Annotated in this window: 14 protein-coding genes; all 14 read left to right on the top strand. The window is 45.7% G+C overall.

What is annotated here, in order from left to right:
- Positions 1–76 precede the first annotated feature (76 nt).
- The 14 genes from murD to Q0E19_RS07650 all read left to right on the top strand — a co-directional run bounded on the left by murD (position 77) and on the right by Q0E19_RS07650 (position 16,595).
- Positions 77–1,471: a UDP-N-acetylmuramoyl-L-alanine--D-glutamate ligase gene (murD, locus tag Q0E19_RS07715; RefSeq protein ID WP_294408619.1), complete on the top strand. Its 1,395-nt coding sequence runs from the start codon at positions 77–79 to the stop codon at positions 1,469–1,471.
- Between the two features lie 28 nt (positions 1,472–1,499).
- Positions 1,500–2,558 (top strand): M20/M25/M40 family metallo-hydrolase, encoded by a 1,059-nt coding sequence (locus Q0E19_RS07710; RefSeq protein ID WP_294408618.1) that lies wholly within the window; start codon positions 1,500–1,502, stop codon positions 2,556–2,558.
- Complete coding sequence (locus tag Q0E19_RS07705) at positions 2,555–3,574, top strand: M42 family peptidase (protein WP_294408617.1); 1,020 nt, start codon at positions 2,555–2,557, stop codon at positions 3,572–3,574. The genes Q0E19_RS07710 and Q0E19_RS07705 overlap by 4 nt, the downstream gene beginning before the upstream one ends.
- Positions 3,571–4,350 carry a hypothetical protein gene (locus Q0E19_RS07700; protein ID WP_294408616.1) on the top strand — a complete coding sequence of 260 codons (780 nt, stop codon included), beginning with the start codon at positions 3,571–3,573 and terminating at the stop codon, positions 4,348–4,350. The genes Q0E19_RS07705 and Q0E19_RS07700 overlap by 4 nt, the downstream gene beginning before the upstream one ends.
- On the top strand, positions 4,343–5,614 hold the full coding sequence (locus Q0E19_RS07695; RefSeq protein WP_294408615.1) for a methionine gamma-lyase family protein: 1,272 nt from the start codon (positions 4,343–4,345) through the stop codon (positions 5,612–5,614). The genes Q0E19_RS07700 and Q0E19_RS07695 overlap by 8 nt, the downstream gene beginning before the upstream one ends.
- A 77-nt stretch (positions 5,615–5,691) precedes the next feature.
- Positions 5,692–6,651, top strand: a complete 960-nt coding sequence (hprK, locus tag Q0E19_RS07690) for an HPr(Ser) kinase/phosphatase (protein WP_294408614.1) — start codon at positions 5,692–5,694, stop codon at positions 6,649–6,651.
- A gap of 41 nt (positions 6,652–6,692) precedes the next feature.
- Complete coding sequence (locus Q0E19_RS07685; RefSeq protein WP_294408613.1) at positions 6,693–7,418, top strand: phosphatase; 726 nt, start codon at positions 6,693–6,695, stop codon at positions 7,416–7,418.
- A 51-nt stretch (positions 7,419–7,469) separates the two neighbouring features.
- Complete coding sequence (gene murB / locus Q0E19_RS07680; RefSeq protein WP_294408612.1) at positions 7,470–8,399, top strand: UDP-N-acetylmuramate dehydrogenase; 930 nt, start codon at positions 7,470–7,472, stop codon at positions 8,397–8,399.
- Positions 8,400–8,441: 42 nt separating this feature from the next.
- The gene (rapZ, locus tag Q0E19_RS07675) at positions 8,442–9,302 is read left to right on the top strand and encodes an RNase adapter RapZ (RefSeq protein WP_294408610.1); all 861 of its coding nucleotides are present in this window, start codon (positions 8,442–8,444) and stop codon (positions 9,300–9,302) included.
- 11 nt (positions 9,303–9,313) lie between these two features.
- Positions 9,314–10,261: a DNA-binding protein WhiA gene (gene whiA, locus Q0E19_RS07670; protein ID WP_294408608.1), complete on the top strand. Its 948-nt coding sequence runs from the start codon at positions 9,314–9,316 to the stop codon at positions 10,259–10,261.
- Positions 10,262–10,274: 13 nt separating this feature from the next.
- Positions 10,275–13,781 carry a DNA polymerase III subunit alpha gene (locus Q0E19_RS07665; RefSeq protein ID WP_294408599.1) on the top strand — a complete coding sequence of 1,169 codons (3,507 nt, stop codon included), beginning with the start codon at positions 10,275–10,277 and terminating at the stop codon, positions 13,779–13,781.
- Positions 13,753–13,917 carry a hypothetical protein gene (locus Q0E19_RS07660; RefSeq protein ID WP_294408598.1) on the top strand — a complete coding sequence of 55 codons (165 nt, stop codon included), beginning with the start codon at positions 13,753–13,755 and terminating at the stop codon, positions 13,915–13,917. The genes Q0E19_RS07665 and Q0E19_RS07660 overlap by 29 nt, the downstream gene beginning before the upstream one ends.
- A gap of 118 nt (positions 13,918–14,035) precedes the next feature.
- Complete coding sequence (locus Q0E19_RS07655; RefSeq protein ID WP_294408597.1) at positions 14,036–15,325, top strand: insulinase family protein; 1,290 nt, start codon at positions 14,036–14,038, stop codon at positions 15,323–15,325.
- Positions 15,318–16,595 carry a pitrilysin family protein gene (locus tag Q0E19_RS07650; protein ID WP_294408595.1) on the top strand — a complete coding sequence of 426 codons (1,278 nt, stop codon included), beginning with the start codon at positions 15,318–15,320 and terminating at the stop codon, positions 16,593–16,595. Before Q0E19_RS07655 ends, Q0E19_RS07650 begins: the two co-directional genes overlap by 8 nt.
- Positions 16,596–16,606 lie beyond the last annotated feature (11 nt).

Genomic DNA, 16,606 nt, shown 5'->3' with positions numbered 1-16,606 from the left:
AGCCTTGCGTTTTCGGCTCAAATGGTATATAATAAAATAGAATATGTATAGCTAATAAAAATAAGGAGTGTTCATTATGACAAAGGCACAGAAATATTTTAATATGATAAAGGATAAAAGGGTAGCTTTTATAGGCGTCGGCGTAAGCCATACCGACCTTATAAAGCAGTTCCTTACAAAGGGCATAAACTGCGTTGTTTGCGACAAAAAGGACGAGGATCAGTTCGATGAGCTGCTTATGGAGGAGCTTTCGGCAAAGGGCTGCGAATTTTCTCTGGGAGAGCATTATCTTGACGAGATATTCAACTGCGATATAGTTTTCCGTACACCCGGTATGTACTACAACGATCCTGTTCTAACAAAGGCAAGGGAAAAGGGCGTTATCATAACCTCCGAAATGGAAACATTTTTTGACCTCTGCCCATGCAAGACCTATGCGCTGACAGGTTCAGACGGAAAGACCACCACAACAACACTTGTAAGCGAATTTCTCAAAGGCGAGGGAAAGAGAGTACATATCGGCGGAAATATCGGCAAGGCGCTTCTTCCTATCGTTGAAACTATTTCTGACTCGGACGTTGCGGTATGCGAGCTTTCAAGCTTCCAGCTTATCTCTATGAGAGAGTCGCCTGACGTTGCGGGCATAACAAATATAAGACCTAACCACCTCAACGTTCACGGAACCATGGAGGAGTACACACAGGCAAAGTGCAATATCCTCAGTCATCAGAACGCATATTCAAGAGCCGTTCTCAGTTGGGACGATGAAACTACAAGAGGTCTTGCGCCTATCGTAAGAGGCAGACTTGCATATTTCAGCACAAAGATAAAGCCTGAGCAGGGTTCATTCCTCAGAGAGGACGGTATGCTCTGCTATAATGATTTCGGCAAGGTTACAGAGTATGTTCACAAGGACGATATAAAGATTCCCGGTATGCACAACGTAGAGGACTACCTTACAGCTATCGCTATGACATACGGCGAGGTAAAGCCTGAAACTGTTGAAAAGGTAGCTAAGGAGTTCGGCGGAGTTGAGCATAGAATAGAGTTCGTAAGAGAACTTGACGGTGTAAAATATTACAATAACTCCATTGCGTCAAGCCCGACAAGAGTTCTTGCCTGCCTTGCGGCTTTTGACCAGAAGCAGATAATGATACAGGGCGGTTCTGACAAGGGAATATCCTTTGAGCCTATGGCTGCGCCTATTTGCGATAAGGTAAAGGTGCTTATTCTTATGGGACAGACTGCTGAAAAGATAAGAGCCGCTGTAACGGCTGCGCCTAATTACAGCGAAAGCGGCATAAAGATAATTATGGTAAAGGATATGAAAGAGGCTGTTGAAACAGCAAGAAAGTATGCTGTGGAGGGCGATATAGTTTCCCTTACCCCTGCCTGCGCAAGCTTTGATATGTACAGAATGTTTGAAGAGAGGGGAAAGCATTTCAAGCAGTGCGTAAACGAACTTGCATAATACGAAAACAATGAAATAAGGTAATTTTATGAGTGATCTTAATTTTGAAAATATAAAAAATATACTTTCACAGCTGACAGCGGCTCAGGGCGTTTCTGGCGAGGAAAATTCCGCTGCCCGCACTGCTGCGAAAATGCTGGAGAAGTTCGGCTCTGTGACCGTGGACGATACTACGGGGAATGTGCTTTTCAGAAGCGGCAGTGCGAACGGCAAAAAGCCCGTTATGCTCCTTGACGCACATATCGACGAGATAGGCATGATAGTAAGCTATATCACAAAGGACGGATTTCTTAAAGTTTCAAACTGCGGAGGACTCGACAGACGTGTCCTGCTCGCTCAGCAGGTGACTGTTTACGGCAGAGAGAAGATAAAGGGCATAGTTACCTCCACTCCGCCTCATCTTGAAAAGGACAGCTCTGCTGTGCCTGAAATGGAGGATATATATATCGACATAGGTATGTCATTCGAGCAGGCTCAAAAGGCTGTGAACCTTGGCGACAGGGTGCTTATAGAAAACAGTCTGGAAGAACTTCAGAACGGCAGAGTTACGGCAAAGGCTCTTGACGACCGAGCAGGCTGTGCAGCGATAATCAGAACGCTTGAACTGCTTGAGGGAAAAGATACGGCTTTTGATATCGCAGTTTCATTCTCCGTTCAGGAGGAAGTGGGCGAACGTGGCGCAAAGACCGCAGCCTATGTTCTTGATCCGGATTATGCAGTTATCGTAGATGTTTCATTTGCTAAAACTCACGGCGAAAGTGCGGCTGACTGCGGAGAACTTGGAAAAGGTCCTATGATAGGCTTTGCACCGTCACTTTCAAAGACTATGTCGGAGAAGTTCAGAGATATTGCAAAGGATAAAGATATCCCTTATCAGATAGAAGTTATGAACGGCAGAACAGGCACAAATGCCGACACTATCGGTGTTTCAAAGGGTGGAGCGGCAGCAGTAACGATATCCATTCCAGAAAAGCATATGCATACTCCTGCCGAGATAGTTGATCTTGCGGATATCGAAAATACAGCAAGGCTGATTGCGGAATATATTCTCAGTGAAAGCGTGGAAAGCGGGGATAAAAGCATATGATGAACGAACTTGAAAAGCTTTGCCTGCTTGACGGCATATCGGGCGACGAGGGCGCTGTAAGGGAGTATATAATCGGACGTATCGGCAAAAAGGCTGAGGTAACCGTTGATGCTCTCGGAAATGTTATAGTTTTCTGCAAGGGAAAAAACAGAGCGAAAAACAAGGTAATGGTATCTGCTCATATGGACGAGGTGGGAATGATAGTTACCTATATCAATGAGGACGGCACGATAAAGATATCACCTGTTGGCGGAATAGATCCGAGAGTTGTTTTCGGAAGAAGAGTACGCATAGGCAGCAAAGGCATATGCGGAGTTATCGGCGGAAGAGCGATACACAATCTTTCTGCTGATGAGAGGAAAAAGTCTGTGCCTTTCGATAAAATGACCGTTGATATCGGAACGGACAGCAGGGAACAGACCGAAAAGCTTGTTTCCTTGGGCGACAGCGTAAGATTTGTTTCGGAGTTTGTGAAATTCGGCGACGGCTTTGTAAAATGCAAAGCCATTGATGACAGAGCAGGCTGTGCGGTAATGCTCAGAATGATAGACGAAGGTGTGGAATGTGATACCTATTTCACCTTTGTTGTGCAGGAGGAGATCGGTCTGAGAGGTTCAGGCTGTGCAGCGTATACAGTCGATCCCGATTATGCCATTGTGCTTGAGGCTACTACGGCGGCTGACATACCGCCGTCTGAGGACGATGAAAAGGTATGCGAACTGGGAAAAGGTCCTGTTGTTTCGTTTATGGACAGACATACTATATACAGCAAAGAGCTTTACGATCTTGCTTTTGAAACTGCGGCGGAAAATGACCTGCCTTGTCAGACAAAGACAAGGATCGCAGGCGGAAATGACGCAGGAGCAATACATCTGTCAAGGGGCGGAATAAAGACCTGTGCGGTATCTGTTCCGTGCAGATATCTCCATTCGCCGTCCTGCGTTATAAAGCAGGAGGACTTTGAGAACACATACGCTCTCACAAAATTAATTCTGGATAGGATCTATAACAAATGATTTACGAATCTAAGGATATTGACGACGCCCTTTTAAGAGGGTTAAAGTCAAATAATTATACACGCAGGATAAAATCCCATTTCTCTGCATACGGCACAGGCTACGATTTTTCACGTTTTTTTATCGTTGAAAAGGATAATGAAAAGTTGGGCGTCATATCGCAGTTCAACAGTTCTATGATGATATCGTCGTTTGAGGGCAGGGAGTTCGATAAGGATATCATCAGCGAAATGGCTGGCTTTGTGAGAATGATAAAGCCTGAGGTCATAGAGCTTGAAAATGTCTATGCCCAGTCGCTTTGTGACGAGCTTGACGGGGAGTATAAGGGCGACAGACGGACGGAATTTGAGTTCGTTCCGAAAAATGTCCTGCCGTCGCTGAACGTAAACGAGCTGCCTAAGCTTGATGATGTGTTCAGTATATTAAAGACCTGTTTTCCAAAACTGGCGCAGAGCTATGAGCTTTGGCTGACGGATACCTCACATAGAGTGAGAAGAGGACTTTCGCAGTCGTTCCTGCTGGAAAACTATACTACCGCTACGATACAGTATATAGTTGACGGGGTGGCGCTTATAGGTCATGTCGGAACTATACCTGAGGAAAGAGGAAAATTTCACGCAAGACAGCTGCTTTACTGGATAGGCGAAAAGCTCACGCAGGACGGCTTTGACGTAAGGCTTTTTGCAAGACCTCACAGAGTAAGCTACTATGAGGAGATAGGATTTAAGGAACGTGCAGTTGATCTTGTATTAGAGAGGAAAGATACCAATGGCTGATTGTTTTTTTGATATAGATGAAAAGCTTCTTGCACTTGCGGCGGAGGCTGAAAAGGAATGTGTGCCGATGTTCTCGGTCATAGATGAAAATGCCGACTACAACGGACAGAAGGTGCTTAAAGCATTTATCGACAACCGTGTGAGCGAGGGCTGCCTTAAAGGCACAACAGGCTACGGCTACGGCGATATAGGCAGAGAGGCGGCAGACAAGGTTTTTGCTCAGGCTTTCGGCGGCGAGGACGCACTTGTAAGACACACATTCGTAAACGGAACACACGCTCTTTCCACTGCACTTTTCGGAGTGCTGAGAAGCGGAGATGTTATGCTCGCCTGCACAGGCAAGCCGTATGATACCCTTGAAGAGATAATCGGTATCAGAGGTGAAAAGGGCAACGGTTCTCTTGCTGATTTCGGTGTTAAATATGTTCAGGCTGATCTGGTGGACGATATGTACCCCGACTATGACAAGATAGCGGAGCTTTCAAAGACCGCAAAGATAGCATATATACAGCGTTCAAGAGGATATTCCCTCAGACCTTCGCTGACCGTTGAGATAATCGGCAAGATAGCAAAGACTGCAAAGGCTGCGAACCCTGATATAATCGTAATGGTCGATAACTGCTACGGCGAATTTGTTGAAAAGCAGGAGCCGCTTTCGGTAGGCGCAGACCTTATCATAGGCTCGCTCATCAAAAACCCTGGCGGAGCTATCGCTTCCACAGGCGGATATATCTGCGGAAGAGCAGATCTTGTTGAAAAATGTGCAGACAGACTGACCTGCGTCGGAATGGGCAAGGAGATAGGCTGTACGCTCAACCAGAGCAGAGAAATGCTGCTGGGATTTTTCCTTGCACCGCAGGTGGTTTCCGCAGCACTCAAAACATCTGTTTTTGCCTGCCGTTTCTTTGAAAAGCTCGGATTTAAAACTCTCCCAGAAAGCGGAGAAACGAGAACGGATATAATCGCATCTATCCTGCTGGAGAATGAGGAGAACCTTGTGGCTTTCTGTCAGGGCATACAGAAAGGTTCGCCTGTTGACAGCTATGTTACACCAGAGGCATGGGATATGCCAGGATATGACAGCAAGGTCATCATGGCGGCAGGAGCATTCACAATGGGAGCGTCCATAGAGCTTTCAGCAGACGCACCTATCAGACCGCCTTTTGCAGCATGGCTTCAGGGCGGAATAACATATCCGACAGGCAAAGCGGGCGTAATGACTGCGGCGCAGGAGATGTATAAAAGAGGACTTATCAGCCTTTGAGCAAATTGCCGTAAGGCAAGGCTGAATATTTTGAAAGTATAAAAATTGCCGTAAGGCTATGAAAGGAATGACTGATAATGGCAGAGATTTTCAGCGTAAAGATCACCGAAATAATCAATCAGCTTAATCTTGAGGTACTGTATTCCCCGGAAAATCTTGACGAGCTTATCGTGACCGACAACGACTGCAACAGACCCGGTCTTCAGCTTATGGGATTTTATGAGTATTTCAATGCCGAGCGTATACAGATATGCGGAAATATGGAGTTCGCTTATCTTGCTACCCTCGATGAAAAGACGAGATTCAGCAGGATAGACGCACTTTTTGCAACAAAGATACCTATGTTCGTGGTCGCAAGAGGTCATGAACTTTATCCCGAAATGCTGGATATTGCGAAAAAATATAACGTCCCTGTTGTCAGAACTCAGGACAGCACTACTGCGTTCATCGCCGCACTTATCGGTTATCTGAACGTTGAGCTTGCTCCGAGAATAACAAGACATGGAGTGCTTATAGAAGTCTACGGCGAAGGCATACTTATCGTGGGCGAGAGCGGCGTAGGTAAGAGTGAAACTGCTATCGAGCTTGTAAAGAGAGGTCACAGACTTGTTGCCGACGACGCTGTTGAGATACGCAAGACTTCAAACAGAACACTTGTTGGTCAGTCGCCTGATAATATCCGTCACTTCCTTGAACTTAGAGGTATCGGTATCATCAATACAAGACGTCTGTTCGGTATGGGTGCCGTAAAGGTCAGCGAGAAGATCGACCTTATAGTTGAGCTTGAGCCTTGGGACAGCACAAAGATATACGACCGTATGGGCGTTGACAACGAGTATACAACTATCCTCGGCGTAAAGATACCTAGCCTTACTATCCCGATAAAGCCGGGCAGAAATCTTGCGGTCATACTGGAAGTTGCGGCTATGAACAACCGTCATAAGAAGATGGGATACAACGCTGCCGCAGAGCTTCTTCATAATCTCGGTCTTGAACTGGATCAGAAGGAGTCCGTAAAGAACTGGGATACGTTCTGATGTGATTGATTTTTATAGTCGGAAAGGAATGGTCATAAATCATGTTTTTGCAGGGAGATATGCATACACATACTATCGCTTCAACTCATGCCTACTCCACAATAATGGAAAACTGCATATGGGCGGCAAAGTACGGTCTTAAAGTAATAGCAATGACCGACCATGCGCCGTGTATGCCCGATTCACCTCATATATGGCACTTTGAAAACCTCAGATGTCTGCCGAGGACTATTGAGGGAGTTACTGTGCTTAAAGGCGCAGAGGCGGATATACTGGAGGACGGCAGCCTTGACCTGCCTGACAGGACGCTTAAAAATCTTGAATGGGTAGTGGCATCAATGCATGGCTATGAGGGCTGTCTTATGCCGTCAACTGCCGAAAAGCATACTCAGCTTTATATGAAGATAGCGGAAAATCCATATGTTGACGTTATAGGTCACTGCACAACGGCGAGATTTCCTTTCGATTTTGAAAAAACGCTTAAAGTTTTTAAAGAGTACGGCAAGCTTGTGGAGATAAACGAAAGCTCTATAATGAACAAAAAGGGTTCAAGGGAAAATTCTGTCGAGGTGCTTAAACTTTGCAAAAAGTATGAGATACCCGTAGTCATAGACTCGGACAGCCATTTCTGTCAGCTTATCGGTCAGACACCTATCGCTGAACAGATGGTAAAGGATCTTGAATTTCCGCAGGAGCTTATCGTGAACGCAAGCGAAGAAAGAATAAAGGAATATCTGAAGAAGAAAAGACCGGCGTTGGAGATATAGCGCATAATATACCGAAAGGAGATACTCTTACTCAGAGTTTTTATATAAAATATGTATACAGAGAATAAGGAAAACACAGAAAATCTGCTCAATCTGGCGAGGGAGCTTGAGTGCAGAGTGGTGTATAACGAGCCGCTCTCCGCTCACACAACTTTCAAGGTCGGCGGAGAATGTACCGCCCTTGTGGACGTAAGCTCCGACGAAAATCTTGCCAGACTTACAGCGGAGGCTTCAAGGCTGGGCGTGCGCACATTCGTGCTGGGCAAAGGCTCAAACGTGCTGTTCGACGATAAGGGCTTTAAGGGTGTTGTGCTGCTTATGGGCAGCTCCATAGACGATATCTATATGAAAGACAGCACTACTATCTGCGCTCAGGCAGGCTGCAGCCTTATAAAGCTTTGCAGATTTGCCCTTGAACATTCCCTGTCGGGACTTGAATTTGCTTACGGCATACCGGGAACGGTAGGCGGAGCGATATATATGAATGCGGGGGCATATGACGGCGAGATAAAAGACGTTCTGAAATCCTGCACAGTAACGGACAGCAGCGGTGCGCTCAAAGTCATAGGTGCGGACAGACTTGATATGTCATACAGAAAAAGCAGATTTACCGACTCGGACGAGGTCATCACAAGCGGAGAATTTGTGCTGACGCCCGCTAATTATGACGACATACAGGATAAAATGGTGGAGCTTATGGGCAGAAGAAGGAGCAAGCAGCCTCTTGAATACCCAAGCGCAGGCTCTACATTCAAGCGCCCTGAGGGACAGTTCGCAGGAAAGCTTATACAGGACTGCGGTCTGAAAGGCTTTGCCATAGGCGGAGCGCAGGTCTCGGAAAAGCACTGCGGCTTTGTTATCAACAAGGGCGGTGCGACCTGTGAGGATATCCTTGCACTTATCAGACATATTCAGGATACGGTCAAGGAACAGACCGGCTTTATGCTTGAATGTGAAGTGAAATATATACCATACGAATAAGACGGACCGTAGCTGTCGGTCGATTTCAGAAAGGATAGATTTATGCAGTTTGTAATTGTAACGGGAATGTCAGGATCGGGAAAATCCACGGCAGTCAATGTTCTGGAGGATATAGGATATTACTGCATAGACAATATGCCGCCTGAGCTTATGGTCAAATTTGCAGAGATATGCGGACAGTCCTCTAACAAGATAGATAAGGTCGCCTTTGTTGCAGATATAAGAGGAGGAGATCTTTTTCTTAAACTTCAGGACGCAGTCAAGGATATGAAAGCTATGGGAGTAAGCATAAAGATACTCTTCCTTGACAGCTCAGATGACGCTATCGTAAGAAGATACAAGGAAACAAGAAGAAAGCACCCCCTTGATGAGATATCCTACGGCAATATCAGAAAGGCTATCGAAACGGAGAGAGAGTTCCTGCTCAACGTAAAGGGACAGGCGGATTATTATGTAGATACCACCAACAGCTCAGTTGCTGAGTTTAAGGAGAGAATGTATTCGATATTCCTTGACAGCAACGAGGATCATATGAAAATAGATGTGCGCTCTTTCGGCTTTAAGTTCGGCTCTATGACAGACGTTGATCTTATGTTCGATGTAAGATGCCTGCCTAATCCGTTTTATATCCCTGAACTTAAATACAAGACAGGACTGAATGAAGAGGTTTCGGGATATGTTATGAGCTTTGACGAGGCGAAAACGCTGCTTGCAAAGCTGACGGATCTGATAGATTATCTTATACCGCTCTATGAAAAAGAGGGAAAATCTCAGCTTGTCATAGCTTTCGGCTGCACAGGCGGAAAGCACAGGAGCGTTACCTTTGCCGAGGCTGCCGCAAAGCACCTTACCGAGCAGGGACATAAGATAAGGATAACCCACAGGGATATTGAAAAACGTTAAGAGGTCGAAAAGTGGAAGAACTTTCATTTTCATATAAAGTCAAGTCGGAGATAATCGACAGGATAAACAGCAGACAGAAAGCTGATGCCTGCATAATGGGAATGCTGTGCTGCTGCAATAATCTCAGCGACGAGGAGATATTGTTCCTTACGGAAAACAAGACTACCGTTGATTTTTTTGTGCATAATATTGAAAGGATACTTGAATGTGAGGGCTGCGTAAGCGTATGCGAGGCTGACAGAAAGAACGGAGTTACCCTTTACAGCCTTGAGATACCAGACAAACAGCAGAGGATATATCTGCTGGACTATTTCGGCATAGACGAAAGCAGAAGACTGACGGAGGATTATCTTCCTAAGCCGAAATTCTATTCGCAGCTTATAGCGGGGATATTTCTTGCCTGCGGCTCGGTGAACAATCCTGAGAAGAAATATCATATGGAATTTGTTATGCCGACGCTTGATCTCTGTAATGATTTTGGTCTGCTGCTGATAGATAATTACGGCATCATACCAAAGCACATGGAACGCAAGAACGTTCAGATAGTTTACATAAAGGAATCGGAGAACATCATTGATATGCTCACGCTCATGGGTGCGCCTATGGCGTCTATGGAGCTTATGAATGTAAAGATGATGAAGGATATGCGCAACAAGATAAACCGTGCGGTGAACTGCGATAATGCGAATATCGAGAAATCACTCAAAGCCTCCGAACGTCAGATCGCAGATATAGAGCTTATAGATTCGACTATGGGTCTTAACGCCCTGCCCGATAATCTTAAGGAGATAGCTCAGCTGAGATATGATAACCCCGACTACAATTTGAAAGATCTTGGAGCGGCGCTCGATCCGCCTATATCAAGATCCGGTGCGAACCACAGACTTCAGAAGATAGCCGATATCGCTGCCTCCATACGAAAGGAAAAGGGAATACCGCAGCAAGATCCCGAAAAATGAAAGAGGGATAGAAATGCCTGATTTTGTACATTTACATCTTCATAGTGAATACTCGCTCCTTGACGGCGCCTGCCGCATCAAGGAGCTTGTTGTGCGTATAAAGGAACTTGGACAGAAAGCTGTGGCGGTAACGGATCACGGAAATATGTTCGCCGCAGTTGAGTTCTACAATGCCTGCCGTCAGGAGGGGATAAAGCCTATCATCGGCTGTGAGATGTACGTTGCACTGAGAACACGTTTTGACAGGACAGCGGGATTGGACGGACACCCTTATCACCTTGTACTGCTTTGTGAGAACAACGAGGGGTATCAGAACCTTATCAAGCTTGTTTCGCTGAGCTATACAGAGGGATTTTACAACCGTCCCAGAGTGGATAAAGAGCTGCTGAGGAAATACAGCGGCGGACTTATCTGCCTTTCAGCCTGTCTTGCAGGAGAGATACCCCAGAGGCTTTCGGAAAGGAATTTTGAGGGGGCAAAAAAAGCTGCCCTTGAATATTTGGATATCTTCGGCAGAGGAAATTATTTTATTGAGATACAAAACCACCGCTTTTCCGAGCAGCAGCGTATAAACCCTCTGCTCATAAAGCTGTCAAAAGAAACGGGGATACCGCTGTGCGCAACAAACGACTGCCACTATCTCCGTAAGGAGGACGCATACGCTCAGCAGGTGCTGATGTGTATTTCCACTGCGACAACCATTGACGATCCGAATGCAATGTCTTTCCCTACGGACGAGTTCTATGTAAAATCCGCTGAGGAAATGGAGGAGCTTTTTCCGTCACAGCCGCAGGCTCTTGAAAACACGGTGAAGATCGCAGAAAGATGCAATGTGACCTTTGAGTTTGGCAGCACGAAACTGCCGTATTTCCACATAGACGGAGTGGAGGATAACGAGAAGTTTCTCCGTGATATGTGCAGAAAAGGTCTTGTGAAAAGGTACGGAAAACCTACGGAAGAGGCTGTGAAAAGGCTTGAATATGAGCTTGATATCATCACGCAGATGGGGTATACTGACTATTACCTTATAGTGTGGGATTTTATCAACTATGCAAAACAGCAGAATATCCCCGTGGGTCCCGGAAGAGGTTCGGGCGCAGGAAGCCTTTGCGCATACTGCATAGGGATAACAGGTATAGACCCATTAAGATATAATCTGCTCTTTGAAAGATTTTTAAACCCTGAAAGAGTTTCAATGCCCGACTTTGATATTGATTTCTGTATGGAGGGCAGACAGCAGGTAATAGACTATGTTGTCAGAAAGTACGGCTCGGATCACGTTGCACAGATAGCGACTTTCGGTACCCTTGCGGCAAAGCAGGCTGTCCGTGACGTTTCAAGGGCAATGGGGTTAAGCTATCAGACTGGCGACGTTATAGCAAAAGCCGTTCCGAGAGGATATCCGCTGGGCTGGTCGGTGCAGAATATAACGGAGCTTAAACAGCTGTACGAAAACGATCCTAAGATACATCAGGTCATCGACACCGCTATGAAAGTGGAGGGAATGCCACGAAACGTATCTACCCACGCAGCAGGAGTCGTTATAACTAAAGAGCCTGTTGACTTCTATGTTCCTCTTTACGCAAGGGACGGAGCGGTTTCAACGCAGTACACTATGACCATTCTTGAAAGGCTCGGACTGCTGAAAATAGATTTTCTCGGATTGAGAAACCTTACTATCATAAAGCACTGCTGTGAAGAGGTCAGGAAAAAGCACCCTGATTTTGATGTCAGCAGGATACCCCTTGACGATCCTGCGGTGTATGAAATGCTGTCGCAGGGCAAGACAGAGGGCGTTTTCCAGTTTGAAAGCGCAGGAATGACCTCTGCCATAATGAGGTTAAAACCAACGGGAATAGAGGATCTCATAGCCGTCATATCCCTTTACAGACCGGGACCGATGGACTCTATCCCCACATATATAAGAAACAGGCACAATCCGTCGCTTGTGACGTATAAGCACCCTCTTTTGAAGGATATACTTGAAGTCACATACGGCTGTATAGTTTATCAGGAACAGGTAATGCAGATATTCAGAACTCTGGCAGGATATTCATATGGCAGAGCGGATATCGTAAGGCGAGCCATGGCGAAAAAGAAAGCCGATGTGCTTGAAAATGAGCGAAGAGCCTTTATTTACGGCGAAAAAGGGCAGTGCTGCGGCGCTGTGGCGAACGGAGTGCCTGAGAATGTTGCAAATGAGATATTTGATGAAATGACATCTTTTGCAAGCTATGCTTTCAATAAATCCCATGCGGCGGCATACGCTACCGTATCATATCAGACTGCATATCTGAAAAGGCATTTCTATAATGAATATATGGCTGCGCTTATGACGAACGCTCTGCTTGAAAGTACGGAAAAGCTGGCAGGATATATCTCGGACGCTGAAAAGAACGGCGTTAAGATACTGCCTGTGGATATAAACAAGAGCGAGCGTGGATTTGTTCCGCAGGAGGGCGGCATACGCTTTGCCCTGCTGGCGGTGAAAGGTCTGGGCGAGGGTGCGATAGCAGGAATAATCTCACAGCGCAAGCATAACGGAGTTTTCAAGACGCTCAATGATTTCTGTACAAGAATGCAGGGAAGAGATATGAATACAAGGACTGTTGAGGCACTTATAAAAAGTGGAGCGTTCGACAGTTTCCCACACAACAGGCACGAAATGCTCAACAGTGCGGAACGGCTTATGACGGATATCTCAAAGTCTAATAACCAACGACTGGAGGGTCAGCTTGATTTCTTTGATATGGGCGGAGGAGAGAGCTATTCCGATGCGGATATACACCCTGTTGAGGAATTCAGCCCTGAAAAGCTGCTTGAATTTGAACATGAAGCACTGGGAATGTATGTTTCGGCGCACCCGATAGATCAGTATGAACCTTATGCGCTTGCGTCAAAATTTGTTACTTCCATGGATATAATACGCAGCACAGAGGAAAAAGACGTGAATAAAAATCAGCGGCTGCGTGACGGAACAATGGTGGATATTATAGGTATGCTTACCCATAAAAAGCAGCTGAAAACCAAAAAGGGAGATATGATGTGCTTTGTCCAGCTGGAGGACAAGTTCTCTTCTTTGGAAGTAGTCGTGTTCCCGAAAGTGTTTTCAGCGGCAGCGTCGCTGTTTAAGGAGAGAGCGGTGCTTCATGTCAGAGGCAAGCTTTCATGCAAAGAGGACGAAAACCCTAAAATAATCGCAGAGTTTATAGAAAGCGGCGAGCGGTTCGTTCAGCAGGCTCAGAAGAAAAGCCTTTGTCTGCGAATGGATTCACATGATAAGGCGACGGCGAGAAAGGTTATGGAGTATGCACAAAGCATAGCTGACGAAAATTCGCCGAACAGACTGGTGGTTTATTTCAGCGATATCAAAAAGACCACAGGCATACGCTCTGCGCAGACGATAAAGCTGACGGCACAGACTTTAAAGCAGTTTCAGCTGATATGCGGCGAAAGCAATGCCGCTTTTATGGAAAGGAGAGATAACGTAAATGGAACCAAGAACGTACAGAGTTACTAAAATAGACGGAGATTATGCTCATCTGGAGAATGTTGAAACAGGTGAAGATCTGCTTATGGCGAGAGCGCTGCTGCCTGACGAAACCGATGAGGGTACAATGCTCCATTGGGAAAATTTTGTGTATACTATAATCTAGCACATTCGGATAATGAAAATCTTGTGAAAACTATGGAAATGCTCGGCGGAATGTGGTATACTTTATAGAGTATTCATTTTATCCCTGCTTAAAGGCAGGAGAGATCGGAGAATGGCAGATGTCAGAAAAAAACATTACAAATAAAAGGACCTGTATAGGCGACGGGATATATCTTAACGAGATATACGATCCGAAATTCAAGACCAACAATATAAGGATAAAGTTCATTACGGCAATATCGGAAGAGAATTATGCCGCAAATGCACTTTTGCCACCTGTACTTGTCACATCGAACTCAGAGATAACATCAAAGACAGAGCTTTCGCAGAAGTTTGCGGGACTTTACGGAACGTCTGTCGGAGCGATATTTGACAGCATGGGCGATTATCAGGTGTTAGGATTTTCGACCACACCGATATGCGACAGATTTACCATAGGCGGCGAGGTCATCTCGGAAGAGGTGGTAAGACAGATACTTCTCTGTGCGCTTAGTCCTGATATAAAGGACGGAAAGTTCAACGAGGACTATTTCAGAATAAGAAAGCAGGAGCTGATGGATATTATATCGGCGACTGTAAATGAAAAGCGTTCCTACGGTTATATGAAAGCAAAGGGACTGACTTTCAGAAACGAGCCTGCCGCTGTTGCAGCAGGGATAACTGCCGAAAAGGCAGAAAAGGTCACACAGGAAGACCTTATGAGACAGTACAGATATCTTCTTAAAAGCGCCCATATCGAAATAACCGTATGCGGCGGAGGCGGCATTGATAATGCTGTGGAAATGATAAAGGACGCTTTCTCAAAGCTTGAAAGGGAGAATACGGAGAAGATAGTTTACCGCAGAAATTCACCTTTGAAGTCGGAACTTGAAAATATCACCGAGAAAATGGCGGTCAGCCAGAGCAAGATGTATATGTCCTATAAGTCGGATTATGAGAACATATATGTGTGCAAGCTTTTCTCTGTGCTGCTGGGAAATTCACCTTTCTCAAAGCTGTTCACAAATGTCCGTGAAAAGCTGTCGCTGTGTTATTACTGTTCAGCCGCATACCTTGACCTTAAAGGTACGCTTATGATCGACAGCGGCGTTGAGGCAAAGGATATCGAAGCTGCACGAAAGGCGATAGGCGAACAGATCGCTGCCGTTGCGGCGGGAGATTTCACCGATGAGGAGCTTGAAAATACCAAGCTTTATATGTGCGGAGCGTATAAGTCAAACTATGATTCCGAATGGGATATGGCGTCATGGTTCGAGGCGCAGAATACAAGGGGTACAAGCTATACACCGGAACAGGCGGCAGGATTTATCAATGCCGTTACAAGAGAACAGATAATCGAATGTGCTGAAAGCTTTAAGCCCGACAGCATATATATACTGACATCGGAGGAGGGCTTGCAGAATGGATAAGAAGATCATAAAAAGCGAGGCTCTCGGCGAGCAGTACAGCCTTATAAAGCACCCATCGGGACTTGATGTGCTTGTGTGGAAAATGGACGGCTTTACGACCACTGAGGCTGCGTTTGCCACAAAGTACGGCTCGATAAACAACTGTTTCAGAGTAAAGGGCAGCGGAGATTTCACTACTGTTCCTGAGGGCATTGCCCACTATCTTGAGCATAAGCTTTTCGAGAACGAGGATACCGATGTGTTCGACCTCTATGCCGCAACAGGCGCAAGCGCAAACGCTTACACTTCGTTCTATGAAACTGCATACACTTTCAGCACCTCGGAAAACTGGGAGCAGGCTCTTGAAATACTGCTGGATTTTGTTCAGAAACCATATTTCACAAAGGAAACCGTTGAAAAGGAACAGGGCATAATCGGACAGGAAATTAAAATGTGCGGAGATTCACCCGAAAGGCAGTGCTTTTACAATCTGCTGAAAGCGCTGTATGTTGAACACCCTGTCAAGATAGATATTGCAGGAACGGTGGAGTCTATCTCACATATCACACCTGAATTGCTTTATGAATGTTACAATACTTTCTATAATCTTCACAATATGGTGCTTTCCATTGCAGGAAATGTTGACGAGGATAAGGTAATAGAAATATGCGACAGGCTGTTAAAGCCTGCAAATGATATATGCGTCGAAACGAAATTCCCAGAAGAACCTGCCGGAGTGGCTCAGAAGAAGATAACGGCTGTGTTCCCTGTGGGACTGCCGATATTCTGCATAGGATTCAAGTCAGAACCCTGCGGAGAAATGGAATATGAGCGCAGGGGAGTTCTTTCGTCACTTATAATGCAGCTGCTCATAGGTTCAACATCACCGCTGCATAAGGAGCTTTTTGAAGAGGGACTTATCAATTCGCAGTTCGGTTTTGAAGAATTTTCGGGAACGGACAGCTTTTTCACCTGCATAATCTCAGGTGAGTCAAGAGATCCTGACGAGGTTTACAAAAGACTTTGCGGCGAGATAGAGCGTGTGAAAAAAGAAGGTTTTGACGAAAAGCGTTTTGAGATTTGCAAAAAGTCCAAATACGGCGGAATAGTCAGAGCGCTCAACAATGTGGAAAACTGTGCGAACAGTATGATGGAAAGCTATTTCAACGGCACAACGGTCTTTGAGTCGGCAAAGCTGCTGGCGGATATCACCGCAGAGGACTGCCGCAGAGCGCTTGATGTGCTGTTTGATACGGAAAGATCGGCGATCTCGGTCGTGGATAATAAATAGCATAATTTTAA

Source organism: uncultured Ruminococcus sp., assembly GCF_934476685.1.
Lineage (GTDB): Bacteria > Bacillota > Clostridia > Oscillospirales > Ruminococcaceae > Hominimerdicola.
Note: the sequence above shows the minus strand (reverse complement) of the source record. Positions and strands in the feature narration are given on the sequence as shown.